At 45.6% G+C, this 26,474-nt stretch carries 19 protein-coding genes; 5 read left to right on the top strand and 14 right to left on the bottom strand.

The features are described from left to right. Positions 1–710: 710 nt before the first annotated feature. The 8 genes from IY568_RS21925 to IY568_RS21960 form a co-directional block, all read right to left on the bottom strand. Positions 711–1,958 (bottom strand): STAS-like domain-containing protein, encoded by a 1,248-nt coding sequence (locus tag IY568_RS21925; RefSeq protein WP_194868704.1) that lies wholly within the window; start codon positions 1,956–1,958, stop codon positions 711–713. Between the two features lie 215 nt (positions 1,959–2,173). Beyond that, complete coding sequence (locus tag IY568_RS21930; protein WP_194868705.1) at positions 2,174–2,422, bottom strand: hypothetical protein; 249 nt, start codon at positions 2,420–2,422, stop codon at positions 2,174–2,176. A gap of 603 nt (positions 2,423–3,025) precedes the next feature. Then, a complete protein-coding gene (locus IY568_RS21935; RefSeq protein WP_194868706.1) occupies positions 3,026–5,836 on the bottom strand; it encodes a bifunctional aconitate hydratase 2/2-methylisocitrate dehydratase in 2,811 nt (936 codons plus the stop codon). 255 nt (positions 5,837–6,091) lie between these two features. Continuing rightward, positions 6,092–8,086 carry a ThiF family adenylyltransferase gene (locus IY568_RS21940; protein WP_194868707.1) on the bottom strand — a complete coding sequence of 665 codons (1,995 nt, stop codon included), beginning with the start codon at positions 8,084–8,086 and terminating at the stop codon, positions 6,092–6,094. A 9-nt stretch (positions 8,087–8,095) separates the two neighbouring features. Continuing rightward, positions 8,096–8,845 carry a PEP-CTERM/exosortase system-associated acyltransferase gene (locus IY568_RS21945; protein WP_194868708.1) on the bottom strand — a complete coding sequence of 250 codons (750 nt, stop codon included), beginning with the start codon at positions 8,843–8,845 and terminating at the stop codon, positions 8,096–8,098. 355 nt (positions 8,846–9,200) lie between these two features. Next, the gene (locus tag IY568_RS21950; protein WP_125563652.1) at positions 9,201–10,256 is read right to left on the bottom strand and encodes a succinylglutamate desuccinylase/aspartoacylase family protein; all 1,056 of its coding nucleotides are present in this window, start codon (positions 10,254–10,256) and stop codon (positions 9,201–9,203) included. Continuing rightward, positions 10,243–11,148 (bottom strand): 30S ribosomal protein S6--L-glutamate ligase, encoded by a 906-nt coding sequence (gene rimK / locus IY568_RS21955; RefSeq protein ID WP_010386451.1) that lies wholly within the window; start codon positions 11,146–11,148, stop codon positions 10,243–10,245. Before rimK ends, IY568_RS21950 begins: the two co-directional genes overlap by 14 nt. Before the next feature lies 1 nt (position 11,149). After that, on the bottom strand, positions 11,150–11,596 hold the full coding sequence (locus IY568_RS21960; protein ID WP_138539720.1) for an ATP-dependent zinc protease: 447 nt from the start codon (positions 11,594–11,596) through the stop codon (positions 11,150–11,152). 339 nt (positions 11,597–11,935) lie between these two features. Here IY568_RS21960 and IY568_RS21965 point away from each other — a divergent pair, with 339 nt between their 5' ends. Both IY568_RS21965 and IY568_RS21970 read left to right on the top strand, forming a co-directional pair. After that, on the top strand, positions 11,936–14,455 hold the full coding sequence (locus IY568_RS21965; RefSeq protein WP_194868709.1) for a TonB-dependent receptor plug domain-containing protein: 2,520 nt from the start codon (positions 11,936–11,938) through the stop codon (positions 14,453–14,455). Between the two features lie 225 nt (positions 14,456–14,680). Beyond that, positions 14,681–15,199 carry a flagellar protein FlhE gene (locus IY568_RS21970; RefSeq protein ID WP_194868710.1) on the top strand — a complete coding sequence of 173 codons (519 nt, stop codon included), beginning with the start codon at positions 14,681–14,683 and terminating at the stop codon, positions 15,197–15,199. 38 nt (positions 15,200–15,237) lie between these two features. Here IY568_RS21970 and IY568_RS21975 read toward each other — a convergent pair whose 3' ends face one another. From IY568_RS21975 to IY568_RS21990, 4 genes are all read right to left on the bottom strand, one after another. Further along, positions 15,238–15,705 (bottom strand): hypothetical protein, encoded by a 468-nt coding sequence (locus tag IY568_RS21975; protein ID WP_125563662.1) that lies wholly within the window; start codon positions 15,703–15,705, stop codon positions 15,238–15,240. A gap of 239 nt (positions 15,706–15,944) precedes the next feature. Next, positions 15,945–17,297 carry a M24 family metallopeptidase gene (locus tag IY568_RS21980; RefSeq protein ID WP_194868711.1) on the bottom strand — a complete coding sequence of 451 codons (1,353 nt, stop codon included), beginning with the start codon at positions 17,295–17,297 and terminating at the stop codon, positions 15,945–15,947. A gap of 346 nt (positions 17,298–17,643) precedes the next feature. After that, entirely contained in the window at positions 17,644–18,624 is a 981-nt protein-coding gene (locus IY568_RS21985) for a hypothetical protein (RefSeq protein WP_194868712.1), read from the bottom strand. A 298-nt stretch (positions 18,625–18,922) separates the two neighbouring features. After that, positions 18,923–19,630, bottom strand: coding sequence for a hypothetical protein (locus tag IY568_RS21990; protein ID WP_125563670.1), 708 nt, complete (start codon positions 19,628–19,630; stop codon positions 18,923–18,925). Positions 19,631–19,981: 351 nt separating this feature from the next. On the opposite strand from IY568_RS21990, the gene IY568_RS21995 reads away from it, so the two are divergent. Continuing rightward, the gene (locus tag IY568_RS21995) at positions 19,982–20,926 is read left to right on the top strand and encodes an energy transducer TonB (protein WP_194868713.1); all 945 of its coding nucleotides are present in this window, start codon (positions 19,982–19,984) and stop codon (positions 20,924–20,926) included. A gap of 144 nt (positions 20,927–21,070) precedes the next feature. Here IY568_RS21995 and IY568_RS22000 read toward each other — a convergent pair whose 3' ends face one another. Beyond that, positions 21,071–22,072 (bottom strand): FHA domain-containing protein, encoded by a 1,002-nt coding sequence (locus tag IY568_RS22000; RefSeq protein ID WP_125563675.1) that lies wholly within the window; start codon positions 22,070–22,072, stop codon positions 21,071–21,073. 301 nt (positions 22,073–22,373) lie between these two features. On the opposite strand from IY568_RS22000, the gene IY568_RS22005 reads away from it, so the two are divergent. Then, the gene (locus tag IY568_RS22005; protein ID WP_194868714.1) at positions 22,374–24,968 is read left to right on the top strand and encodes a serine/threonine-protein kinase; all 2,595 of its coding nucleotides are present in this window, start codon (positions 22,374–22,376) and stop codon (positions 24,966–24,968) included. Between the two features lie 6 nt (positions 24,969–24,974). Here the strand turns inward: IY568_RS22005 and IY568_RS22010 are convergent, their stop codons facing one another. Then, complete coding sequence (locus IY568_RS22010; protein ID WP_125563679.1) at positions 24,975–25,505, bottom strand: hypothetical protein; 531 nt, start codon at positions 25,503–25,505, stop codon at positions 24,975–24,977. A 209-nt stretch (positions 25,506–25,714) separates the two neighbouring features. Between IY568_RS22010 and IY568_RS22015 the strand changes: the two genes are divergently transcribed. Further along, positions 25,715–26,473, top strand: coding sequence for a hypothetical protein (locus IY568_RS22015; protein WP_125563681.1), 759 nt, complete (start codon positions 25,715–25,717; stop codon positions 26,471–26,473). Position 26,474: the final 1 nt, after the last annotated feature.

The following is a 26,474-nucleotide window of genomic DNA, read 5'->3' on the forward strand; positions in this document are numbered from 1 at the left end:
AACGCCACTTGAAACATTATTAGATGGGAAATCGCTCTGGGCTGAAAAGAATTTAGCCCAAATCTAGACTGACAATCACCGATTGAAAAACGGGTAACTGTCAGGTCAAGTCTGAGCTAGTACACTTTAACCCTATTTTACAATGGATATCCGTGTTTTTTCCCTCACTGAGCGCTGGTTTTGAATGGGTGTCTTCTTTAATTGTTGCTTTTAATTCTACTCTCTTTTAATTTGTCACAGAGCTAGCAGACTGGCATCAAGCACGTTAGCACGGCCAGCTTGATTAAAACTAGCAGACCCCCTCTCCCAAACTCGGACCCCAAATTTAGGACAGTTTTTGATTGGGTGTCCGTGCTATTCATTCGTTACTAACCTGGCTAATTGTGAATGCTTATTAAGTTAGGCTTACCATGATCCGAAGCTCAAATGGTGACTGTCACTCTTGCAGTACTTTGCTATGCCACACGGTAGAAAGGCAGACATCCATTCCTACACTGAATAAAATCGCTCACTGAGCACTGGTTTTGAATGGGTGTCTGCTTTAATTTCCTTGGTTTTGAATAGGTGTCTCCTTTAACCCTATTTTACAATGGATATCCGTGTTTTTTCCCTTACTGAGCGCTGGTTTTGAATGGGTGTCTCTTTTAATTACTTCCTTCTTTGATTGGGTGTCCGTACTATTTCCCTTAATTTACTTTCTGTTATGCGACTTAATCCACGACTCCGACTGCCATTCTTTGGGCAATTGCTTTATCTATAAGCTGCTGAACCGTTGGCATGACATTTATAAATCTGAATTTACTCATAAAAGCTAGAGCACCTGTCTGCATAAATAGTTTCCCAAAGGCCTCGTCAGCAAAGCTGCTAGACATAATTGGTATATTCTTTAAATCAACAACAATCTGTGAGCCGCTTATCATTTTCTCTAAATTAGACAGTTTAGTTCTAACTGGTTTTCCGGAGACTCTACTACCGAATGATTGTGCTTCTTGTTCGACGATAAAGTGAATACTCCCATCATCATTTTTTTCATATTCAACTTCGACAAAATCAACAGGGGTATGCTCGTTTCCTTTAAAATTCAGAGCCTTTTCTAACAAACCCTGCTGTGTAAAATCGATAGTAGCCTCAACCATTGTCCCCCCATAAGGTATCCTTTCATTAGATATAGATAACCCTTTTTTATTATTAAATACTAACTTTGCATTCCCTGCGTCAATACGAAAGTGTCCTTCACACAAACTGCATATTTGGTAACTACCAAATAGCCCATTGCCTTGTCCTACTTTAGTATCCCTCGTAACCCCTTCTCTAATAGCTTGATCCAGAGCATCAGTATCTGATGTCAGCTCGGGTCGCCCAAGCCTAAGTGATTTAGGAACTCCCATACCAGCATCAGCAACCACAAATTGTACCTGTTTACTATTCCTCTTAAATGTCGAAACCTGAACAAGCCCTCCAATAGAAGACTCTGAGTGCACCAACACATTATCTGTAATCTCATTAATCGCCCACTCAAATGCCGCAAAATCCTTGCGCTGCATATCAGGGATAGCACCTAATATCACATTCACAATTTTATTAACTGCTTCATTCTGTTCTGATGGTGTTTGATATTGAGTAGCAGGAATTCGGGAGTGGCCTCTAAACTGAGACTTTTCAAAGTTCTTAGGATCTAGTAGATAGTTCCAGTTAGCATTTTTAAATAAGTTGAATAGTTTCATGGTCCTTGGGGCTTTGAGCGTGAAGTCAATCCCCGCTTTTCGATAAGCAAGAACCTGAGCACAAAGCGAGAGCATTGGGCCAGGAAATGCGCTGGTACATTCCTCCATATCAAGCACAATATCTTTGTATTCTGCACCTTCAATTGCTTGATGTATTTGAGATAGAAGCCGGTGAAAATCGTAAAGATCTCCTCTCACAACAATACAGTTTTCTTTTCGAAAAACAGAACTCATTTAAGCCTTCATCCTTAATTATCTTTTCTGTAAACTTTGCACACTAGCTTTGCTTAGTTGCATAACGCAGCTCTCTGCGGCAATTTCGGAGCGCAGCGGAAAAATTGTCCGTCAGCAGCGCCTTGTTAGCTTTTGCTAGGTTCAATAACTTCTCTCAATTGCTCTACCAAGCCATTCGTCATTGCCGACATAACTTTTTATGCCTATTGGACTCTCTAAGTAATTGCAGATTTAAGGTCACTAGCATTGCTAAGAAAAAAGAAAAAGATCAAATAATTGTCGTAAAACAAAAGGGTTTTTCCGGATATTCTGTCAATAAGATAATTAGCATTATCATCTAGAGAAGCAAAAAAGAATATTGCTGATATAGAAAACACAAAGTAGGCCAAACGCCCTAGCTCATCGGAAACGCGTGAGGACTGCATTGATGAAAGTAAAGTCTGATGATAAATAAAAAGATCCATTCGCTTTCCTTGAGTTGTTGCAGACTTATCTCTCTCAGAACACTTACCGCGTATTTCCACCAGCTTCTCAGACTCTAATTTATGCTTGTGCTGAAACTTTTTAAGAAACAGTAGAAATCCACCAGCAACACTGCCAAACAGCGCAATTATGGAGGCGCCCCCCCAAAAAAAGATATCATTTGATTTACTTCATCTGACATATATTCTCTTTTTCATTGGTATTGAAAGCTAACAGCTTATTAGCGAAAATGCCGATTAAACTCAGTTCCTAAAACCGTACAGCTCACAGATTAATTAACTTATTCACATTAACAACAAAAATATAACACTTTTATTTGCACCACTCAAGCTAAAACAGTTATGTTGGAACCGAGCCTTGGTATAGACGAGACTCATTTATAACTGTATGGGTAAACAGAACACAGGGTGAGAATGCCCTAATCTCCTTTTTTTGATATCTATAAACACAAAACTCAACATTTTCCTTTGCATCTAAAAACAGAGAAAGCGCCGAAACAGGCTACCAATATCGCCAACACCAATCTCCACCCAACAAAAAAGCGCGTATAAACGCGCTTTTTTCAGTATTTTAATCTGTGAAGATTAAAGTACTTTAACTGGTACCGCTTGCTCTGAACCGAACTTAGTTGTCAGTTCTTCTTCAAGTGGGGTGAACGCTGTCAGGTCGATGCCTTCAACTGCGGCCTGGTACTCGTCCATAGTCGGGAAACGACCCAGAATCGTTGAAAGTACTACCAGTGGCGTAGAGCCAAGTAGTGATTCACCTTTCTTCTCGCTAGAATCCGCTACAACACGGCCCTGGAACAGACGCGTAGAAGTTGCGATAACTGTGTCACCTGGTTCCGCTTTTTCCTGGTTACCCATACACAGGTTACATCCAGGACGCTCAAGATACAGAATGTTTTCGTACTTAGTACGTGCAGCCGTCTTCGGATTTTCATCGTCAAACTCAAAGCCTGCGTACTTAGCCAGTACTTCCCAGTCGCCTTCTGCTTTTAGCTCATCAACGATGTTATACGTTGGTGGCGCAACAACCAGCGGTGCTTTGAACTCGATTGAGCCATTTTGCTTCTCAAGGTTACGGAGCATCTGTGCGATGATCTGCATGTCACCTTTGTGAACCATACAAGAACCGACGAAGCCCAGGTCAACTGGCTTGCCATCGTAGAAAGAAACAGGACGGATCACATCGTGCGTGTAACGCTTAGAAACGTCTTCGTTGTTTACATCCGGGTCAGCAATCATTGGTTCAACGATTTCGTCCAGGTTAACAACGACTTCTGCGTAGTACTTAGCATTGTCATCAGGTGCAAGTGCAGGTTGCTCACCTGAGTTGATACCCGCGATACGCTCATCGGCCAAGTCGATAAGGCCTTGTAACGTCTTCGCTTCGTTCTCCATGCCCTTGTTGATCATGATCTGGATGCGGCTCTTAGCCAGCTCGATTGACTTGATCAACGTTTCATCGTTAGAGATACAGATTGACGCTTTCGCTTTCATCTCTGCAGTCCAGTCAGTGAAAGTGAACGCTTGGTCCGCCATCAGAGTACCAATGTGTACTTCGATGATACGGCCCTGGAACACGTTCTCACCGCCGAATTGCTTCAGCATTTGTGCCTGAGTCGCGTGTACCACATCACGGAAGTCCATGTGCTTAGCCATGGCACCTTTGAAGGTTACTTTTACAGACTCTGGAATTGGCATTGCTGATTCACCAGTCGCCAGTGCCAGCGCAACAGTACCTGAGTCAGCACCGAATGCCACACCTTTAGACATACGCGTGTGCGAGTCACCACCGATGATGATAGCGCGGTCATCCACAGTAATGTCGTTCAGTACTTTGTGGATTACGTCTGTCATTGAGTGATAAACCCCTTTCGGGTCACGCGCTGTGATCAGACCAAACTTGTTCATGAACGCCATTAGCTTAGGAATGTTCGCTTGCGCTTTTTTATCCCAAACAGACGCAGTGTGACAGCCTGACTGATATGCGCCGTCTACCAAAGGAGAAATCGTAGAAGCAGCCATGGCTTCCAGCTCCTGAGACGTCATTGGACCTGTGGTGTCCTGAGAACCAACGATGTTCACTTTAACACGAACGTTAGAACCAGCATGAAGTGGTGTGTCAGAAGCAACACCTACTGCGTTACGGTTGAAGATTTTCTCAACCGCAGTCAGACCCTGACCTTCATGAGATACTTCTTTAGACGGTGCATACACTTCTGGTGCTTCAATGCCCAGCGTTTCGGCTGCAAACGTTTGTAGCTTCTTACCGAATACCACAGCGTAAGAACCACCCGCCTTCATGAACTCGACTTTTTGTGGAGTGAATGAAGAAGATACATCAACCAGCTCTTTGTCGCCGTTGTACAGCTTCTGTGCTTTAGTATCGATAGTAAGTACAGTGCCTGTAGCCACTGAGTAAGCTTCTTCCAATACTGGGTCGCCGTTCGCGTCAGTCACTACATTGCCGTTTTCATCGGTTTTCTTCACCCAGTTTTTAAGGTCAAGACCGATACCACCGGTTACATCAACGGTTGTCAGGAAGATTGGTGCAATACCGTTAGTACCCGCAACAACTGGTGCAATATTGATGAATGGCACGTACGGGCTTGCTTGTGTACCTGCCCAAAGTGCAACGTTGTTCACACCAGACATACGAGATGAACCTACACCCATAGTGCCTTTTTCAGCAATCAGCATAACTTTTGCATTTGGGTGCTTCTTCTGCAGCTCAACAATTTCTTGCTGTGCCTCAGGGGTGATCATACATTTACCGTGTAGTTCACGGTCAGCACGTGAGTGTGCCTGGTTACCTGGAGAAAGTAAGTCAGTTGAGATATCACCTTCACCGGCAATATAAGTAACAACTTCAATTTTCTCTGCAATATCAGGCAGCTTAGTAAAGAATTCAGCTTTCGCGTAGCTTTCTAAGATGTCTTTTGCAATTGCATTGCCCGCTTTAAACGCCGCTTCTAAACGTGACGTGTCTGCGTCATAAAGGAAAACCTGCGTTTTAAGTACGTCAGCAGCTTGCTTAGCAACCGCTTCGTCGTTGCCCAGTGCAAGGTCAAGTAGTACCGCAATTGAAGGACCGCCTTTCATGTGAGAAAGCAGTTCAAATGCAAAGTCCGCAGAAATTTCAGCTACAGTCTCTTCGCCCAGGATAATTTCTTTTAGGAATTGTGCTTTCACACCAGCTGCGCTGGTTGTGCCCGGAAGCGTGTTGTAGATGAAGAAGTTCAGAGAATCTTCACGGTGCTCATGCCCTGTGTCTTTGATTTGGGCAATAATTTCAGATAGCAGATCAGCGCTATCGATTGGTTTTGGACTCAATCCAAGTTCCGTTTTACGGGTTTGGATTTCTTCCATGTACTCATTATACAAACTCATATAAACCTCGTCAGGCAGTAATACGTGTAGATAGAACCGCGCTATTCTACCCTACTTTGCCGTTTCACGTAATCATTTAACTAAAAAAGCCTGTTTTAACGTCACTTTTCTAGTCGGATTCACATTCAGCGTGAGGCTGCTTTATACCAAACATCATCGCTTAGCAAAAATGAAAATGTGAAATTCCGACTAATTGTCTAGTGTCGACGAGCGCGCGTTTATGCTGCTAAGAACTTACACCTGACCAAACGACTCTTAGCTATCTGCGGCATTATCGCTGAGCACCAAAGTCTTCAGTGAACGCCTCACGGAGCGGGATACGGGCGGCGCAGTTCTGCCCACTCGACCCATAAAGACCAGGTTTTTATGCTCGGGAATAAAAGACTTATAGAGGCGCTGACATGCCTTTGCCCGCCTACAAACGGATTGATCGTCTGTAAAAGTCACATCGTTGTCGAGGTAACGGGAAAAAATAACCGGTGTTAACCCCGGCTGTAAGCCAAGCTGCAAAGCATCGGTCATTAACCAGAATCGATAAATCGCTCGCCCGGCAGCCAGATAGTCGTTCTGTAACTCAGCCGGATGTGGCGCGCACAGGGTAAAATGTGCACTCGAACAGATCCCTGGGAGCAAATCTAATTGTATTCTGGGTGCGAGCGTACCAAACAGGTATCGATTTAAAAAGGCAACCCGGCTCCACTTTTTGAAGGCCCACTGCATCAGCTGGCCCGTGCCTTTATCTATGCCCAGCGCTTGCTCTGGTATTTTGCTGTCACTAAATTGCTGGCCCCAATCAATGATTTCCTTATGGACGTGATAGGCCTCCTTCATGGTCAATCTGGTTTTCGCATTTTTAAAGTTCAACCAGGCGCACCGCCATTTTTGCGCCAGGCTCTCATAAAAGTGCAGCTTAAAGCCAGCAGGTAGGCACTGCTGCAACGCGGCTTTTTCCTCATCCGTCAACGCCCGGGTCCCCATTGGACGGCGCTGCACTGTGCGGGTTTTAACATAGGGAAGCAATGGATCCGGCTTTACGTTACTGTCCAGCTCTAACTCAACCTGATAATGAAGCGTATTGGCAAGGCCTGCTGGCGCTTGCGTCTCTGTCTGCTTCACAACCGCTCGGCAGTGGTAGCGACTGGCCGCAATATCAATGGCTTCCAATAGCATGCCGTGCGCCAGCTCGCTGGAATGTCCATCCAAATCATATACGCTGTGCTCACTGGTATTACTGGCATAAATGATAAATGTCGTGTCACTGAGCAGTTTAAAAAGCCATGGCTGGGTGTTGTCGCCACTGGGTGCCCACTTGGCCAGTTCAATCACTTTTTCCGCCGTCGTCATCGCATTGCTTGCGGGCACGGATCCTGAGGGCTTGGCGTCGTGCCGGGGCGTCTGTAATTTTTTCCTGATCAGTTTGAACAAAAACTGTTGTAGAGGGTTACGGTTGCCAGCCGGTCGCCATACTTTTTTCATTTTATTGCTGAAGGCATCAAAGTGCAGGCTACGCGGCGCGCAGATAACTGGTCCACGATTAAGCAGTATTTTGGCAACCTGAGCCACTGCCACGCCCGTCGCCAGCTGGCATCCAACCACAGTCGAGGGCCCTTTTTTATTCGCCAGGTCCACAGTTGACGGGTCAACCAGTGCCGATTTCTGCAAATTGGCGGGGGTCAGGCCCAGATAAAACCGGATGTACTGGTCACACTCCGTATATCCCGCAAGGTCAAAGTACTGCTCGAACGACATTTTTCCGGGCAGGAAGTTAATGTATGCAGTCCCCATTCCAATGGGCGCAGCCGTCGTTGCCGGTATGCCCAGGTCATAGCACTGTGCAAACACACGCCGTCTTATATTCAATACAAAGAAATCCAGTGCATCAATATAGCAATCAACATCAGCTAAAAACTCTGTCAGGTTATGCTCGGTCACCCCCTCGCTGAACCCTGTGATCTCAATATCAGGGTTGATTTCTCTGGCCATATTGATCATCGTATCGAGCTTTTTTTTACCATAACTTGCGGTCGTTGCGCCCACCTGTCGATTGGTGTTTTCACACCCAAACTCGTCAAAATCAGCAAGATTAAACCGTGTGATCCCCAGCCTGACCAACGCCAATAAATGAGACCCTCCTACGCCCCCTAAACCCGCAATGGCCACCTTTTTACGTTTTAAAACCTGTTGCTCTGTGGAGGTCACCCACCCAATATTTCTGGAAAAAGCCAGATCATAATCAAAATGCGTATTCATCATCATTCCTTAGGATAATTCACAGGCAAGTTCAGTATTATTTAACTGCTGAGAAAGCCGGCGCTCCACAGCCAGGTATAGATCGCTGAGTACGTCACTGCGAAGCTGCTGCGCCTTAAACTCATGCGTATCAAAGTGATATACCGCCCTGCAACCTCTATGCTCAATATCTTCACTAAGCCTGGTGAGGGTCAGACCAAGCATTTTAAGGTGTTTGGTTAACTTTGAATTGGCCAACAATAAAGTGCCCCGACACTGGTGTGCTTTAGCCAGGGCAATACAACAGAAATACAAGCTGACAGACATAAGCTGAGTGTGTTGATACGTAAGCTGCAGCAAAGTACTTGCCTCACCCCGGCGATAACTGTTGTTATTTTGGCGCCTTACTTCAGGCAGCAATGCCAGCCGGGAGCATTCACTTAACGTACCCGACTGCAACAATGGCAACAACAGGCTCGTTTTTAAATACCCACCGTACTGGTCCTGGCTGGGTAAGGTTAAAGACGAATGAGGCGAAGGAATGATCAATCGAATACACCCGACATATTGCTTGCTGGGCTTATGCTGCAACAAACAATGAATTGAATGATTGTCGTATTCGTCCCGTTCCAGTTGTGTTTGCTGCCTCGCTTCCCAGCTCAGCTCATCACAATAAACTTGATGACGGATATAAAAAACGGCGTCCTTTTGTTTTTGCGACTGCGCGAGCTGTACGTCAAATGTTCGCATGAACTCAGCGCCAACAGACATAGATTCCATATTTTTCCTTTCTAACCTGAGTATTCCAGATAGCTGCACAGTATATGGCCAGCCTTTTTTTTGTACTTGGTAGAAACAACGAAGTTGTGCGAAAAAACGGGGCAAATGAGACCAAGGGATCGGAATGATTCGTTATTAATAAGCCAGTCCGGTGTGCCTGCTATATTCAAAGGTAGGGCTTAACGCCCAATTCCGCTGAACAGCTTGCGAATTCTCACAACAAATTAAATAAGCTGTGTGTAAAAGCTCAGGTGAAACCAAGGGGGTTGTAAAAAGAGTGCCTGAGACAGTTTCTCTATCTTCGCAAGCACAGGCAGAGAGGTAGCTGGCCAGGCACGCTGGGCCAGCTGTATGATCAGTTGTTTAGTTCTGTGTCGACCGGCTGCTCTTCTAAATCCAGCTCGTCGATAAACTCACCGAGCTGTTGCTCGACTATGGTATTAGCATGGGCAAAATAGGCGATATGAAACACCGCATCGCCTTCGTTCACCAAAGGCAAAGACTGCTGCCCGATAATGATACCGCTGCGTGGCGCCTGTATAGCCACTTCATTGCCCCCCAAAGGGTTGCTGATGTAACCCAGCACCTGCTCTTTATTAACTCGCTCTCCCAGACCAACCATAGCTCGCACGATCCCGTCAGTATGCGCCCTGACCCAGCTGGTGGAGTCAGCTATCACAGGTTCAGGTAGCTTTTTCGAGCGCCTGCCTTTGAGCACCTTAAGCCGCCTTAACACATTTTCGACGCCTTGCAATCCGGCAGCAATTGCCAGTGGGTCAAAACGCAATGCCTCTCCCCCTTCGTATGTGATCACCGGGATCCCAAGGTTACTAGCCTCACTGCGCAAAGAACCGTTGCGCAACGTTGCATCTATCACTACGGGCGTACCAAAGGCTTTTGCAATATCCGCCGTTGCTTCGCATTCCAGGTTTGCCCGGATCTGCGGCAGATTTGAGCGGTGTATTGCGCCAGTATGCAAGTCAATAATATGCGTGCACTTGCTCGCGACTCGTTTAAAAAACACGTTGGCCACCCTGGCTGCCAGTGATCCCCGCTCCGAACCGGGAAAGCACCGGTTCAAATCCCGCCTGTCAGGCAAATAACGAGACTTATGAATAAAACCAAATACATTTACCACTGGCACAGCAATTAACGTGCCTCGCAATGCTTTGGGCTCTACTTTTGTCAGTAACTGACGTACAACCTCTACGCCATTCAGTTCATCGCCATGGATCGCAGCGCACACCATCACCACAGGACCCGCCTCGGCACCATTCACCACCTCGATGGGGATCGTAAGCGGAGAATGGGTGTATAGTTTTGCCACCTCCAACGACAGCGTCTTGCGCTCAGCCACCTCTATTTGTGTGTTTAGTAGTGTAAATACCTGGTTTTTCTTAGCCTTTGCCACGCGTCGCGGTCCTCTTACTGGCTGCATTTTTTTCCATAAATTCTATGATCATACCGGCGATATCCTTACCGGTCGCTTTTTCTATGCCCTCAAGGCCCGGCGATGAGTTTACTTCCATCACCAAAGGACCACGCTCCGAACGCAGCAGATCGACGCCGGCAACATTCAGCCCCATCGCTTTGGCCGCAGCAACCGCGGTTTTGCGCTCCTCAGGTGTGATCCGAATAAGGCTGGCGCTACCGCCACGGTGCAGGTTTGAGCGAAACTCGCCTTCCTGTGCCTGACGCTTCATTGCGGCAATCACTTTATCTCCGATCACAAAACAGCGAATATCCGCGCCACCCGCTTCTTTAATATATTCCTGCACCATAATATTGGCTTTCAGGCCCATAAAGGCTTCGATCACGCTTTCTGCTGCTTTACGGGTTTCTGCAAGCACCACCCCTATTCCCTGCGTTCCTTCCAGCAGCTTAATCACCACAGGCGCACCACCGACCATATCCAACAAGTCTTTGACGTCATCAGGCTTATTAGCAAACCCAGTAATAGGCATGCCCACGCCTTTACGAGACAACAGCTGCAAAGAGCGCAATTTGTCGCGTGAGCGGGTGATCGCCACAGACTCATTGAGCGGATAAATCCCCATCATTTCGAACTGACGCAACACTGCACAGCCATAAAACGTCACAGATGCACCAATTCTTGGCACCACTGCATCCACCCCAACGATTTTATCGCCTTTGAAGTGAATCTCTGGTTCATTAGAATTAATGTTCATATAACAACGTAATACGTCCAACACCACAGGTTCGTGACCGCGTTGCTCAGCCGCTTCAATTAAACGACGCGTTGAGTAGAGATTTTTATTCCGGGATAGAATGGCGATTTTCATTTTAATTCCTTGCTTCAATTCTTTTCTTAGTCAAATAAGAGGCTGCTGGATCAACGCTGATCCGCCCTGCCATTGCTGTGCGCCCCAAAAGCATGCGAAATTTCATGTTATCCCGGTTTGTCAGCGTAATTTCGATGGGCCAGGCCTGGTCCCCTATGTGCAGCATTGACTGGATCACATAGCGAGACTCCTGATGGCCACCTGAGTCTGTCACCGTGCGCACATCCAGCACAGGGGCTGCACACACGACTTCATACTCAGTATTTTTTTGTTCCGGATGCATCCAAAACCGCACCCAGGGTGCGCCATCTTGCGTGAACTCTTCAACTTTGAACGCATGTAAACAAGACGTCCTAGCTCCGGTGTCCACCTTGGCTTTGATGCGGCTTATCCCCAGCTGAGGCAAAGCCAGCCATTCACGCCACCCAACCATCATTAAAGTCGACATGTTTTGCTCCTTGGTAAAAATGCTTTATACCCTTGAGCTTAACCTTAGACCAACGAAATAATTTTATCCAAAGCAGCAAAAAAACTGATTGAACAACGAAAAGTGCATCAACCCGAACCTGACACCTCTGAGCATCATTCGCCCACCTCTGATTGATGCTTTGTAATCTTATGATCAGCATTTAACGCAATGTAACTAAAAAAGCATAAAAACTTGAGCGGTTATAATTTATAACGAATTCGAATTTCGCATCGAATTTTCCACCTTTAGTATTGCCGTCCTTTTCATGGGCCAGACAACTTAGCCCGTATAGAAATCAACATATAAACAGGAATCTCTATGTTAAGACCGAGTACTCTGGCAGCCAGCATCAGCTTGGTGCTGGGCGCCGCCGCTTCGTTTCAAATTAATGCAGAAGAAAGCCAGGCACCCACAGCCAGTAACACCACAGAAGTGATTGAAGTCACAGGTACTCGCCGCAGCTTGCGCAGTGTTGCTGAAAGCACAGTACCGGTCGATGTGATCAGCATGGATGAAATCACCAGCTCAGGTCAGCTTGAACTGAGCCAAGTTTTGACAACGCTGGTACCCAGCTTTAATTTCCCTAATTCACAACTGGCAGACGGGACAGATCATGCTCGTCCTGCTGTGTTACGTGGGTTGGCGCCTGACCATACTTTGGTGCTTATCAATGGTAAGCGCCGCCACGCCAGTGCGCTGCTCAATCTAAACGGGACCGTAGGTCGTGGCTCTACAGCGGTAGACCTCAATACTATTCCAACGGCCGCTATCAAGCGCATCGAAGTTTTGCGTGATGGTGCCGCTGCACAGTACGGCTCAGATGCCATTGCTGGCGTGATCAACATTGTACTAAATGATGCCGACGAAGGTGGCAACCTGTCGGTCACCTACGGTGAATACGATACTCAAATGGCCGGTTCACCTCAGTTGTTGCGTACCTACGAGGATGCCGAAGGCAACCTGGCATTTGACAAAGGCGCAGATCGCGAGCTGAACGATGGTGGCACAACAACCATCAGCGGCAATATGGGCTTTGCATTGGGCGACAACGGTTTTATCAATGTGGCTGCTGAACTACGTAACAAGCAGCCGACCAACCGCTCTGGCATCGATGAGCGCGAACAGTATGCCCGGGATGAAAACGGTAAGCTGGATCCACGAGAATTTTCGGCTGAGCGTTATAACCACAGGTTTGGTAAAGCCGACATCGAAGATTTCGCTCTATTCTACAATGCGGGGTACACACTTAACTCCGAGCTGGACCTGTATTCCTTTGGCAGCTTCTCAAGCCGCGATGGTAATTCAGGTGGCTTTTTCCGTCGTCCACAGGATAGCCGTAACCTGACTGAAGTCTACCCTGATGGCTTCTTACCGCAAATTGACACCGAAGTACGCGACTACAGTTTCGCAGTCGGTGCCAAAGGTGATGCGGGTGACTGGCAGTACGACGTCAGCACAAACTATGGTCTGAACGACTTCGGCTTTGGCGTATCAAACAGCCTGAACACGTCAATGGGTGCAAGCAGCCCAACAGAGTTTGACAACGGTGCTTTGGTCTACAGTCAGCTGTTGGTTAACGCTGAAGCAAAAACCGAGCTGGACTTAGGCCTTTACGATAGTGTGTTTGTGACACTTGGCAGTGAGTATCGCCGCGAAACTTATGAGATCCAGGCCGGTGAATTAGCCTCTTACCAGACCGTTCTGGATGCTAACGGACAACCGGTTGCCGCTGGTGGTGCTCAGGTTCTGGCCGGATTTTCACCAGAAAGTGCGGTTGATGAGTCACGTCATAACATCGCCTTGTTTGCCGAATTGGATACTTACCTGACAACAGACTGGAACCTGGTTCTGGCAGCGCGTTATGAAGATTACAGCGACTTTGGCTCTACACTGACCGGTAAACTTGCAACTCGTTATGTAGTTAATGACCAACTGTCACTGCGTGGTGCCCTGAGCACAGGATTCCGTGCCCCTTCTCTGGCACAGACCTCCTACAAATCAATTGCCACGGTTTTTGAAGACGGTGTACCCAGTGAAGTAGGCTTGTATCCGGTAGATACCCCAGCGGCGGCGGCACTTGGCGCACAACCTCTGGAAGCAGAAGAGTCGGTCAACCTGACTGCCGGATTCATCTACACCCAGGATGCGTTCAGCCTGACGCTAGATGCATATCGCATTGACATTGATGACCGCATTGTGATGTCAGAAAACCTCAGTGGCGACGCGGTTGAGCAGATCCTGCAACAGGCTGGCGAGTTTAACGTTCAGCGTGTGCGCTACTTTACCAATGCCATCGATTCCCGTACTCAGGGCGTAGACATTGTAGCAACCTATCGCTTTGACTTGGCTGATTATGGCGATCTTAACCTGAGTGCAGCGTTAAACCTCAATGACACTGAGGTGACCAATGTGAAAGCGAACCCGGCAGAGCTGGCTGCGCTGGGCGAAAGCTATCAGTATTTTGCTCGTCGTGAAATTGAGCGCTTTGAATCCGGGACACCAGATAACAAATGGAACCTGGTTGCTAACTGGCAGCGTGAACAGTGGCAGGTCATGGTTAAGGCAACCCGCTACGGCGAGGTCACCGACCCTTCCAGCACAGTTGAAAAAGATGAAGTGCTGGAAGCCATATGGATCACCGATCTGGAAGTAGCGTACAAAGTCAATGAGCAATGGCGCGTTGCCCTTGGTGCCAATAACCTGTTTGATCAATATCCACAGGATACCGTCAGCAACATAGGGTTCAGTAACTTTAACCAAATCTTCCCATACTCAGCGTTCTCGGCTTACAGCACCGATGGCCGCTTTGTGTACGGTAAGGTTTCATTTAACTTCTAATTTCGTATCAAACTCCCCTGCGGCTGCACACTCAGCTGTGGGGGTAAACTTTGCAGTTTAGACCCTTATATTTTCCTGCCCAATACTGTTTATCCTGAGACTTTAAAGTATATACCTGCGTTAGGGTTCACTCAAAAAGTTGCTGTTTGACTTGAAGATTACTTAATTGACACAATCAAGAAAAAAACAAAATACTAACATCTTTACAACAAAAGGAGTTAGTACATGTTTTCAAAAAAACACATATATTCATTATGCTTGGTATCTGCGTCTGTCTTATGGACGAGTGCTTCGGCAGCCACCACTCAACCTGATGACCTGCTTTATCCTGCCATCTCAGTATCTACTGAAGAAATTTCACCGAATAACGTTGAGGGCCCGATTACGATCAATGGCGGTGCCTGGGCCAGTAGTGGTTATGGACCAACATTAAGAAATACGGGCCTTTATTACACGCTGGACCTGCCCGTTGTAGGTTCTGTGCCTTTTGGCTCAAAAATTACGTCAGTTAATTATTCGTGGAGTTACTCATATGTACCGCCAGGCATGTTGGTTTACCTGTGCCTTAATTCAACGAATAATTGTGTCAACGTGAGTACCAGCAAATCAGGTCGACTCACTAACTTCAATGATCAGGCTGCCAATAAGAAATTTATCTTCGCATTTGGTGTCCGTGGCAATGGCAGCGTGCTATCACCGGCCGCTTACGGACAGCGCAGTCAAGTTATCGTCAATTATAATTAGCAATAAGCTATAGGCCTTCAAAAGAAGGCCTATAAACATCATGCATACTCGTTAACACTTAACATGCCTGCTTTTGCCTGATAGTCCATTGGCAGAGCTTTATTAAACGCAATCATTTCGTTATAAATATCAGCATCAGAGGCGCCCTCACCTTTCATACGATTGAACAATGCAATACGTTGCTCAGTCACTTGCTCAGCAATGCGGTCAAACTCGACAGATTGATCGGCCCACTTTTTGTGTGCAACGGGATCAGTCAGTGGTGGCGCCTCGTCGAGGTTTACAGTCATTTTGTTAGGGATAAAAGTGATTGCCTCTGCCATTTCTCTTGCAAATACAGGGTCGGATTCAACATCATCCCGAAAAGAATCCCATGTATGCTTCACGGCCGCGGAGCTGGATTGTGTAGATTGGTTACTGACATCAGCTACCGTGTTGGTAGTCTTAACGGCAGCATACTGCGAGACTGGGTTCACTGCGCTCTGGATAGAGGTATTTAAAATCATAATTCGTCTCCTTGTGAATGTTTTGTTACTTAAGCAAAACCTACGCCACTTCTAAATACCCTTTAAATTTAGAGAATTACCAGGATACATTGCCTGTAGTTGCAAAGAGATGCCGCATTATGGCGTCAAATTGCCGCACTAAACATACCGCTGATTGCCCTGTTGTAATGTGGATATACTCGTATTCACTGTGATAAAACAAAGCCCGCATAGGCGGGCCTTGTTTAACCAGTTAAACGCTATCGAATAAGATGCCATTGCGTTTGTCGACCAGCCAGATACCAAACTTGCTTACCATCAAATACCGCATCTTGCTCCAGCTTGATTTGGATCCATTGATCATCCCATTCCGGTAACTGGGTTTTAATATTACCTTCAATGGCATAGACGGTATTTGGATGGAGTTTCCAATCTCCCTGTACAGGCGTCGGCCCCTGATTGTCCCACATGCCGATGGTTGGTCCCGGCGCATGACCCACAAATCCTAACGGATGGGTATAGGTGCTGCTCACGATCCCTGCCGCCTCACTTTGTTTGATGGTATTGGCCAGGATCTCATTACCCGTTAAGCCAGTTTTAAAGTTACTGGTTAAAATATCCTGCCAGCGATTACCCATCGCCATTGCCTGTTTGAGACCCTTTGGCACATCCGTTTCGTGCAATTTAAGTACATAGCCCATTTCTTGTGTATCGGTACATTGATTGAGGTAACAAATCCCCACATCGGTGTGAATGATATCTCCTGGCAAAATGGTGCGATTATATTCGCCTATGAAAACGTCTTGTTTGCTGGTTTTATCACCCTGGCGCTGAATGTTCACATATGGTTGAAACCAGGGTCTGAGCTGAAGTTCTTCGAAACGTTCGCGTAAATACCATTCAACATCTTTGGTGGTGGTTACACCGGGTGTGATCACCTTATTAGAGAATGCTTCAGCAATGACACGTCGTGCCAATGTTACGGCCTGAGGGTATACGTTAAGCTCTTTTTGACTACGCGTCTCAAGCCAACGGATCACCAAGTCTTCAGCGCTTACCAATCGCTCTTGGTATTTACCGGGTAATACCTTCAATAGTTGCTGATGTAGCCCCACGCTCAGACCATCAGCCAGTGCCCAGTCTTCGCTTACGTTAATACCGATGCGTTTTGGATCACGCTCAGCAATGACTTCAGCCAGGCGCTGCCATTGTTGCGCTTTTGTGCCACCTTTCCACACCGTCGGGTATAGGTCCCCGATGGGGTAACGACTGACACTAAATCGCTCAACGCTGCCATCAGCTTGCTTTGAGAAAACCAACAAAGTCGTACGCCGCGCCGCAAACGTAGGTTGTGGTACAAGCGTATAAAACAGCTTGTCCTCTCCATACTCTCGATTAATCACCAGCCACATATCCAGGTCAGCTTCTTGCATCAGCTTAGGGAGTAAATTATCCAGTCGGTCTGTCACCATGTCATTAATGGGCTGAACACGCTCTCGGAATGACAATACATCAGGCAACTCAGCTATCTGCCTGCCCTGCGTATATTCTGCTGCCAGAGAAGGCATGCTCATCCCGCATAAGGTCAAAAATAATCCAATAATTCTCTGCATAATTGTCCTGCTATTTGTTGATAGTGTTTCTGGCCGCTACTGGCTGAGCCAAATAACAACCTGTTTTTAGTTGTAATCAGCAATCAATCATATTGCAGCATCAAGAGGCCATCAAACGAATCAGGACGAATGCATAGTAAAGGAAATAGCGTATTATCATCCTCTATGCCTGTAATTATGGGCAGAAAATTTCGTTACGAATATGAGTTTGGTGGAATTATTGGTTGTTACTGCGCTAGCTGGTATTCGTAAATACGCGTCTTTGACTTTAAGATTTAAGACAGAAACTTGTTGTCGAGGTGTACGAGCAGTAATCTGTCCGCTCGTACCTTAAGCCAAGTTACGGTTAATTATTAACCGGATCACACCAGCGGTGCCCATTCATTTCTGTGCATTTTACAATTTTGGGGGTGTCTTTTACTGTTAACTGAAACTTGTTGTTTAAGTTAATGCTAGCCTGACCCAAAATGATAGTGTTGAAGCTTGTTTGGCCATTGAAATCATGAAAAAGCTGCCTTTTAGTCCTGTCAATGGTGAGCTCTATATGCGCACCACGAATTAATTCAGCAAATTCATCTTTCAACTTAACAGCGTAATCCTCACCACCAATAACATAAACCCCAGTTGGAATCGCTTGGTCGAGCCCAAATATAGTCTTCTGATACTGATTTATTCGACTACTTAACGCGGCCTGGATCTTTGATTCAGCAGTGATTTCAATCTTATCCTCCAATTTATTCGTTAAAATTGCATTGAAGCCAGGAATAAAGTCGAACACAGAGTCAACATCTATCGAAACGTTAATATCAAAACCCGGATTTAACCTGAGTCCACTGATTACGCCGGTATTAACATTATAATTACCGCTCAAATTCAATACATTGCTAGAAACAATTATTTTTCCTTTTGCATACCAACTCTTTTTAATTTTAGCTAAGGCATAAACGCTAAAACCGCCAACAGTCGCTGTTACATTGCCATTTGGCTGGCCGCGAAGACTCACTTTGAAAGGGCCTTGTATTTTAAAATCGAATCCATACAGGCTAGCCTTACCTGAAATAGCAGCGGTTACCTCATTTTTAATTTGGGTATACATTTCATCTTCTACCGCTCTCAATTGTTTGATCTTTTCAGTTGCTTTCAGCAAGCCCATGTGCTGCTTGCTATAAGTAACATTTTGCCCATGCCGCCGGTAGGTAAATTCACCAGTCGCATTCCACTGCTCTACATATTCATATTCCTCATAGATATCGAAAGCGTTGGCTTGTCCAAAAAATGCAAACGAGGCTATAACTGCAAGTATCCATAAATTAATGTGTCTATTCACGATTTACTCCTTTATACAATTGAATTCATTATTGCTTTGCCATTACACCTCCTATTCAAAACCGCTAAATAACAGATATAAATGGCGCGACAAGAATACGCTCCAACGCAATCAAAAGCAAACAAAAATCATTATCATTTACATTAGAGAAGAATAAAAACTAACAAAATAACTTTGTCCAAAAGATATAAGGTGGGATTGATTAAATTTCTGGCTATTGAAAAGATGAGAGAAGTATCAGGTGATAAAAGTGACGTGATGGCCTTTGCAATCGCAAAGGCCTTAGCGAACAGAAAAGTTACTTAGCCTCGCTTAAAATTTGCAAATTATCGGTAACGCCTTTGGCCATTGGCACAAGGAAAATTTGTGCTTCCTTGAGGCGCTCAGTTGGTACGCCAAGAATATATTGGTCGCCAAACTTATACATTTCTTGTGACTCATAGCGGCTTGTTTGACGCCAGAACAGCTCTCCCTTTTCATTGTAGCCATCAATTTGCAGGATAATTTCTGGCCTTAGCTCAATAAAGTTGGCGTTTAGCTCTTGTGCGCCAACCGCCAAGTCCGAGCGCTCAGTATAATAAATGGTCACAAACAAGTTAAGATAAGCACCATCAACCAGTGGATAATCATACTCAACGCTTAACAGCTCGTTATTGTCACCGTATTGCATGCTCACTTCAGACTCTGTAACAGGGTTCAGTGGCAGTGCAGCACGCTGGCGAATGCCATCAACCAGAGTCGTTTCAAAAGTATGTAACTGCTCCATCAACTCATTTCTCTGAGCCGGGTCAAACATGTCCAGGATCTCCTGCACGCCCTTAATGGCTTTGGTTAACTCTGAATAATCACCAGACAAGTTTTGATCTGGATCTCTGATCGGTGCCAGCTCTACTTGCAATGTGCGTATATTGATATTGCCCTGATAATCATGCGTCAGCGGTTTACTGGCGCACCCAGCGACTAAAATCATCAAACCCAATAAAAAGAAATGTGTTAACGTTTTCATATTGCTCTTTTGTTTAATCTACTTTGCTCTCAATCAGCAACTGTACTCACGGCGTCCACTGTAAACAGGTTTCTGCCGCCACTCCTATTCTCCCCCGTTGAGCAAGCGAGAATATCCATTTGTGCGCAATAATAACCTATAGTTCACTTCTGGCAATAGTGTCTTAATATATTCCAATTGTAAAAATACGTAGATTAGCGAATAGTTGAGTGTCCACTTACTGATATGAGGATGTCGCGGGCCTGAAACACCCAAATCGTGTATTTGTCCACTTTGTATGCAAATTTGAAAACTCACCAGCCAAATGCTGCCATATGATATAATCTGACCTGAGCAACTGGGATAATTAACATGAAAATGAAATTACTTTATCTACAACTCGCAGCACTTATTGCACTGAGCGGCTGCCAGTCTTCCGGTCAATCTCATCGGACCATGGCGGATGCAATCGGGCACTGCAACCCCCTAACCTATCAGTGCCATCAACAACGTAAAAACAGCCCAATCAGCAAATCAATTCAAGCCAAGCTTGAGCGGGCTAATGCACTGAGCCGTTCAGGTAAAATACTCCCTGCAATAGAACTTTTAGAGGGCCTAACCCCAGGTACTAAGGCTGAGACTGCTGCAATAAACTATCAACTTGCGCTGGTGCACGATCGCAACCAAATGGACCATATGGTGGTGTATTACGCACAAGCCGCGCTGTCCGGGCAACATTTGGACTCAGAAAAACACGCGACACTGTTACGCCTTGAACTTCTCAGATTATTTAGACTGGGGTATTTTGATGAAGCTAAAAGTAAGATCGGCGCCTATTACACATATATGGGGATATCAGCAGACAGATATCTTGACCCGGTGTTGCTTTATATTGCCTTACAGCAGGACGATAAAGCGGCAATGAGTGCACTCAGAGAAAAAATGAATAAAAGCTCACAAAAGTCAGATGTCTACGCCAGTTTTGTCGCACTCACCTCAGTGAAGATAGAGCAAGCGAAACAACCTAGGTTTTCTTTGCCCAAGGAGCCCGTTGTTAAATATCAAGTGCCATACGACTATCCGAGAGAAGCAGCTTACCAGAGAATTGAAAGCCATATATCGCTACAATTTGATATCGATAGTCAGGGAAAGCCCGTAAACATTACGGTCTTAGAATCAAGCCCTACAGGCGTTTTTGACCAGGCTGGGATTGATGCATTAACGCAATGGCGGTACCTCGTCAATCTGGACACGAATGGCAAAGTGATCGAAGGCCAGGCACTTAACATTGAATTTCGGTGGGGCCTGAACTATTAACCATTTGCCCACTCACAAACCAGGACAGGCCTTATAACCGGCTCAATTTAATTACGTGACATGATACCCTGCCAAGACAGGATAAGTCCAAAAACGATTTGGGCTTATCCTGACTACTAGGTCGCAACAAAGCAAAGTATTTCGCTAACCTACCATTAGCTCATCATGCTGTTGATATAAGGTAGACGCTTCAAGCTGCTGACCTTTGACAATGCTGAAATGCCTGCCACCAAAACGAACTCTCCCCCGCTTGCGTTCAATAAGAGACTCAGCCATGGATTTATCTTTCATACGATCAACAAACTGTTTGCGCGCACGATGGATCTGGATATTGATATGACTCTCTGTCAGTCCCAAATCACGCGACAATTGCTTCACCGACACCCATCCCTGCGACGCATCATCGACTTGATGTTGCATATCTTTTACCCGGTAACGCGCCAATAGTGCGGTCAGATAATGGTGTGTCCGGGTTTCAAAATCGACTTTCTCTTGCGCTTGCTTCACCTGTAATTCGGCGTACTCCTCATCCTGGCTCAGTGTAAATAAGTATTCCAAATCGGCTGGATCCGTTTCAGTTACTTCCGCTGTACACTCCTGCTGACTTGCTCGTGTCTGGATCAAACTCCAAACCTGTTGCGCAAACCGCAGTTGCTCACCATCGGTAATACTAACAGGATGTTCAGAGCCGACCTCCTCATAACACCAGGATTGCTCCGTACTGTTGAAATACACTATCAGCTCGGGATCCGATTCACTGGGTAGCAAATGATAGTTCTCCAACTGAATCACCGGCTCTTGTCCATCGACAAGCTCATCATGACTATATGGCACCAGCAAATCTTCGGGTGGTGCTAAGTCTGTGACACAGAAACTGTGACAACTTGAGTCGGAAAACCGAATTTCGTCATTGATGTTTAATGCAACATCCTGATTGTAAGGCACTCTGACATCATTTAACCAGGTGCCATTACGACTCAAATCACGTAAAAACCAGTAGCCCTGTTGCCATTCAATAACGGCATGGATCCGCGAAATAGCCAATTCATCAAAGCAGCTATCCACGGAGTGTTTGAGTCGCCCAAATCGATGAAATGACTTTAAATATAAATACTTAGATTGCTGTTTATGCTTTAACGTGGCCATAGTCGCTCCTCGATAACGGCTCTGGGAGGCTGTCACACAATGTGTTGTGCCAAATCCCAGTTTACTGTCCCTTCATAAGCATAACACCGTTTACTGAAAACACAGATTTCACCACATTACACCTAAGTATTGTCATATTCAAAACAGTCACTACTGGCCTCTGATCGGATAAGCTGGCATTTGATTTGCTTAAACGTTACTATGACAATTCGGTACATATGGCACTGTTCAAGGCCACTTTCCCGGCACAAGAAATACGTTTAACGCGTTGCCATCCGTAAGGCACAAGATAATAGATAACATGGATAAATCGCACCAACCTTCACACACAACGCAGCCAGCGGATCACAATCTCAGAGTCCAGCAAGCTGACTTACCCGAACATTATCATGTTATAAAAGTGTTAGGGGAAGGAGGAATGGGCGAAGTATTACTCGCAGAAGATACCCGACTCAACCGCCAGGTTGCTATCAAGCGACTTAAGATGCATGGCACAGACGAAGATATCTCTGTCGCAATTGCAGAAGCACAGATCCTCGCAAGATTAAATCACACTCACATCGTTCAACTTTACGATATAATAACTACGCCCTCACAGGTCTTCCTGATTATGGAGTACGTTGATGGCAATACTTTACTTTTTCACCAGAAAACTCACATACTGAGCCTCGAGCAAAAGCTCACACTACTGATACAAATCGCCAATGGTGTTGCAGCGGCCCATCAATGTGGTGTGATCCACTGTGACCTTAAGCCGTCAAATATCCTGCTCGATACAAATCAGCAAGTTAAAATCACGGACTTTGGCATTGCACGTCTCACTCAGGCACATGAAGATGAACATACTGCCAAAGTGCATCAAAGCCATGGCAGTATACTGGCAATTTCACCCGAACAGTTACGAGGAGATACCCTGACTCCTCAATCGGATTTATTTTCTTTTGGCGTATTAGCGTATGAACTTATCAGTGGACGCCATCCATTTGGCAAAACCAATATACGTGGACGTATTTTAACGGGTGAGTATGACAACGCCGATGAGATCATTCCAGCTCTGCCTGAGCCGCTTTGCTGTTTGTTGAACCAACTGCTTTCAACCTCCCCCAAAGAGCGCCCGGCGGATGCAAGGCAAGTAGCCAAGCGTCTTGAACACATTCTGATAGCACTCACACAAAATGCGATATTGGAACAAGAAACAGTGCCTCTGCACGCTGCACCTGAACAGCAAAACAAGGCACCTAAGATAAGTTGGTACACGAATCGTCGTGTCGTATTTTTGGCTTCGTTTTGCATCATGGTGTTTACGCTCATCACCTTTTTCCTGACCTGGAATAGCTCGGAGCGCACAGATACCACCCGTTATATTGCGGTGCTAAAGCCACCGCAAAAAAATGTAGTGAGTGCAACGATCAATCAAGCTATCAGACAATACATTTTGCAAAATGAAGGACTGGAACTGGTGGTTTATAACCATGAGGCCTATTCCAGTCTACAGGAAGTGGCTAGCGCTACAGGTGCCACTGATATCATTACCAGTGAAATAGACTGCTCTGATGCCAGCTGCGAAGTCACATTCAGCAGGTTATACGGCGACAAGTGGACGGTTCAGCAGCAAATATCCTGGCCCATGCCAGCCAATACACACCTGAATAATTTTTATACGGCTCAGCAACATGCCGCAAAGCTATTTGGGGAAATTGCACCAAAAAAAGTGCAGCGCTGGAAAATAAACCAAAAAGAATATCTGGATTATCTTGCCATATATGAAGATGTTAACACCAACGGTGCTTACAACATCGATAGCCTCAACAGGCTGGAAGCGCTTTTAACTGACGCCCCAGAACTTTCTGCCGCGTATACTCTGCTGGTCGATGTTGGATTAAATATTTATCATCAAAGTAAAGATAACGCGATACTGGCTCGGTTAAGCATGAAGCTTAATAATGCACCCATAAGCTATAAACAAAGTGTACTTTTTCAAAGAGAAATGATGCTTCTGGCGTTGGAAAAAAATGATATGCAAGCCTTTGACGTACACTACGAAAAAGCCACAGCCAGGTCACTAAGTGACTATGACGCGCAAATTATTTTAGCTCGTAAAGCAAAAAAACAAGGCGCACTCGATCAGTCTATTGAGCACCTTGAGAAGGCGCTTTCTTTGCGCAGTAGCACCTTTGTGATGTTTAACCTTGCCAATGACCTGTATTTAAATAGTCAGTTTGAACGTGCTATCTCCCTGTTGAATAAGATTATTGAAATCACACCCGATGACTACCTGGCTAACCAACTACTTGCTGACATCTTTATGATACAGGGGCAACTGGACAAAGCCATCACACGATATCAAGTCGTTGTGCAAAAAGATCCTCAACCAATGGATTTGAATATGCTGGCATTGACCCTGATGCTAGATCAACAATACCCGGCAGCGCTGGAAGTAGCCAGATCTTTGCCTGATGTCGAAAATAATACCTTGTTTTTACTGAACCTTGCGGACATAGAAAAGCTAAATGGCAATATGCAGGAAGCAACTCAACATTATCAACGTGTCATCCATTTAAATGCAGATCAGCACTCAATGTATGAATTACTCGACAGAGCGCAAGCTCATGCCCAACTGGGTCAATTTGAGCAAGCTATCAGCACCTTAAATCGTGCAATTAAGCTTTCCCCTGACAACAGTGAATATGCTTTCACGGCAGCGCTGGTTTACGCCTTGGCCAATGAACAAACGTCTGCAATCGTTCATGCCAAAGCCGCATTAGAAGTGGGTTATGGCACAGTTTGGTTTAACTTACCCTGGTTTAGGTCTTTGTGCGGTAATCCAGGCTTTCTCGCATTATTGACACAAGAAAGCCCGCTATGCAGAACTAGCCCTCAACCTTCAGAAGTTTGATGCTGTTTAGGCTGGTTTATTTCTTCGTACACCTACTCTAGGGTCCTGAGAGTAGAATATCTCGTTCAGCTGACCCGCTGAGTTATTTAATCTCACAGCAACGAAACGGAAGTCGATGGTTTCAAACATGTCACCCGGCAGAGCGGCATTACGAAGCACATTATCAATCGTCAGAACCAGGGTTTTACCTGAGCTTTGAATTTCTGTCGTCAGATTATAATCCTGTGCATCTTGCTCACTGGACAGAGAAATACCGTTTTGCCAAAAGCGCCAATCTCCTGACGTGCACTCTTCCATCTCTACAATAAAAACAGCCTGCTGTTTGGAGATCAAGGCACGCCGAGCATTATCTGAAATGCCAGGTATATCACCCAAATCAAACTCAACATTGAGTTGCGCATCCTCCGATACCAACTTATATTCTCCACACTCCTGATCGTAGTATTTCAAACCCCACTGTTCACTCGTGCCCGTCGGGCTAAGTCGAAACAGAAAACTCTTGCTGTTAAGTTCTACACTCATAACTTTGTTTTGCATCTTCGTCATTCCTTATCGGTTATTTCGCTGTTCAGCTTACTCCGTGTTTTAGAAAAACACCAATGAAATCCGCCAATTATTATTCCTTTTACCACAACAAAACATCTCCTGCTAGTGCATGTAAGAAGGTGTAATACTGGTGTAATGGTGTGCGTGAGCAAATCTCTTCATAGTATTGTCCCAGATAGGTAAACTATTAAGTTATCGTTATGACTTTTGATTATAATTCTCGCCCAGTAGAGGCCGAAAACCGCAATACAACATGCGAAAAAGTGATGTATATCAGTGGTGTACAGGTAAGACCTGCTGGTCTGGACGGGGCCAGGCTCGTCGCAGTCGGCGGTACCAACGCCTTTCAGGCACATCTGGATGCAACGCGCGCAAACTACCCTAATACCCGCTTGCTGCTCAGCCTTTCACCTGATGATAACGGTTGGCGCTACCTTAGCCAGGACATTAATGGCTGCCAGGGGTTTTGTCAGAGTGTGGTCGATTTTTTGCAACACTATGATCTGGATGGACTCAACCTGGATGCTGCCTCATATTATGCTCAACTGGAAACACAAGCAATCAGTGGCAGCACGCATTATAAAAACCTGGTTACTATTTCATCTCATGATTTCGACGCACTGTTGTTAGGTCTAAAGTATCAGTTTGGTCAGGCTGCACGAATTTGCGGGCAATCCTATTTATTGACGCAAATTACTAACAGTACTGCACCGCTATTAAACCATAGCTATGCTGGGGAACTGGCGTGCAATAGCGAGGTTATCGGAGAAATGCAAACCCCACTAACAAGTAAAGGCCGCACAGTTTGCCTGAGTGATAAAGAGGCTGCCACACTAAGAGGCGGTGGCAGCTCTGGCAGAATGAGTGGCGTTATCAAATACCATAAAAACACACTCAATCACACGCAAGAGCGAGATTATTTCAGATATAGCCGTTTTGTAAATTTGATAAATGACTAGA

Source organism: Pseudoalteromonas sp. PPB1 (assembly GCF_015356275.1).
GTDB classification, from domain to species: domain Bacteria; phylum Pseudomonadota; class Gammaproteobacteria; order Enterobacterales; family Alteromonadaceae; genus Pseudoalteromonas; species Pseudoalteromonas rubra_D.

Excerpts from the sequence above, each read along its gene's own strand:
- IY568_RS21995 (WP_194868713.1), top strand. The coding sequence starts at position 19,982 with ATGAAAATGAAATTACTTTATCTACAACTCGCAGCACTTATTGCACTG.
- IY568_RS22010 (WP_125563679.1), bottom strand. The coding sequence starts at position 25,505 with ATGCAAAACAAAGTTATGAGTGTAGAACTTAACAGCAAGAGTTTTCTG.
- IY568_RS21935 (WP_194868706.1), bottom strand. The coding sequence starts at position 5,836 with ATGAGTTTGTATAATGAGTACATGGAAGAAATCCAAACCCGTAAAACG.
- IY568_RS21965 (WP_194868709.1), top strand. The coding sequence starts at position 11,936 with ATGTTAAGACCGAGTACTCTGGCAGCCAGCATCAGCTTGGTGCTGGGC.
- IY568_RS21930 (WP_194868705.1), bottom strand. The coding sequence starts at position 2,422 with ATGGATCTTTTTATTTATCATCAGACTTTACTTTCATCAATGCAGTCC.
- IY568_RS21940 (WP_194868707.1), bottom strand. The coding sequence starts at position 8,086 with ATGAATACGCATTTTGATTATGATCTGGCTTTTTCCAGAAATATTGGG.
- IY568_RS21960 (WP_138539720.1), bottom strand. The coding sequence starts at position 11,596 with ATGTCGACTTTAATGATGGTTGGGTGGCGTGAATGGCTGGCTTTGCCT.
- IY568_RS21980 (WP_194868711.1), bottom strand. The coding sequence starts at position 17,297 with ATGCAGAGAATTATTGGATTATTTTTGACCTTATGCGGGATGAGCATG.
- IY568_RS21990 (WP_125563670.1), bottom strand. The coding sequence starts at position 19,630 with ATGAAAACGTTAACACATTTCTTTTTATTGGGTTTGATGATTTTAGTC.
- IY568_RS21945 (WP_194868708.1), bottom strand. The coding sequence starts at position 8,845 with ATGGAATCTATGTCTGTTGGCGCTGAGTTCATGCGAACATTTGACGTA.
- rimK (WP_010386451.1), bottom strand. The coding sequence starts at position 11,148 with ATGAAAATCGCCATTCTATCCCGGAATAAAAATCTCTACTCAACGCGT.
- IY568_RS21925 (WP_194868704.1), bottom strand. The coding sequence starts at position 1,958 with ATGAGTTCTGTTTTTCGAAAAGAAAACTGTATTGTTGTGAGAGGAGAT.
- IY568_RS21970 (WP_194868710.1), top strand. The coding sequence starts at position 14,681 with ATGTTTTCAAAAAAACACATATATTCATTATGCTTGGTATCTGCGTCT.
- IY568_RS21975 (WP_125563662.1), bottom strand. The coding sequence starts at position 15,705 with ATGATTTTAAATACCTCTATCCAGAGCGCAGTGAACCCAGTCTCGCAG.
- IY568_RS22005 (WP_194868714.1), top strand. The coding sequence starts at position 22,374 with ATGGATAAATCGCACCAACCTTCACACACAACGCAGCCAGCGGATCAC.
- IY568_RS22015 (WP_125563681.1), top strand. The coding sequence starts at position 25,715 with ATGACTTTTGATTATAATTCTCGCCCAGTAGAGGCCGAAAACCGCAAT.
- IY568_RS22000 (WP_125563675.1), bottom strand. The coding sequence starts at position 22,072 with ATGGCCACGTTAAAGCATAAACAGCAATCTAAGTATTTATATTTAAAG.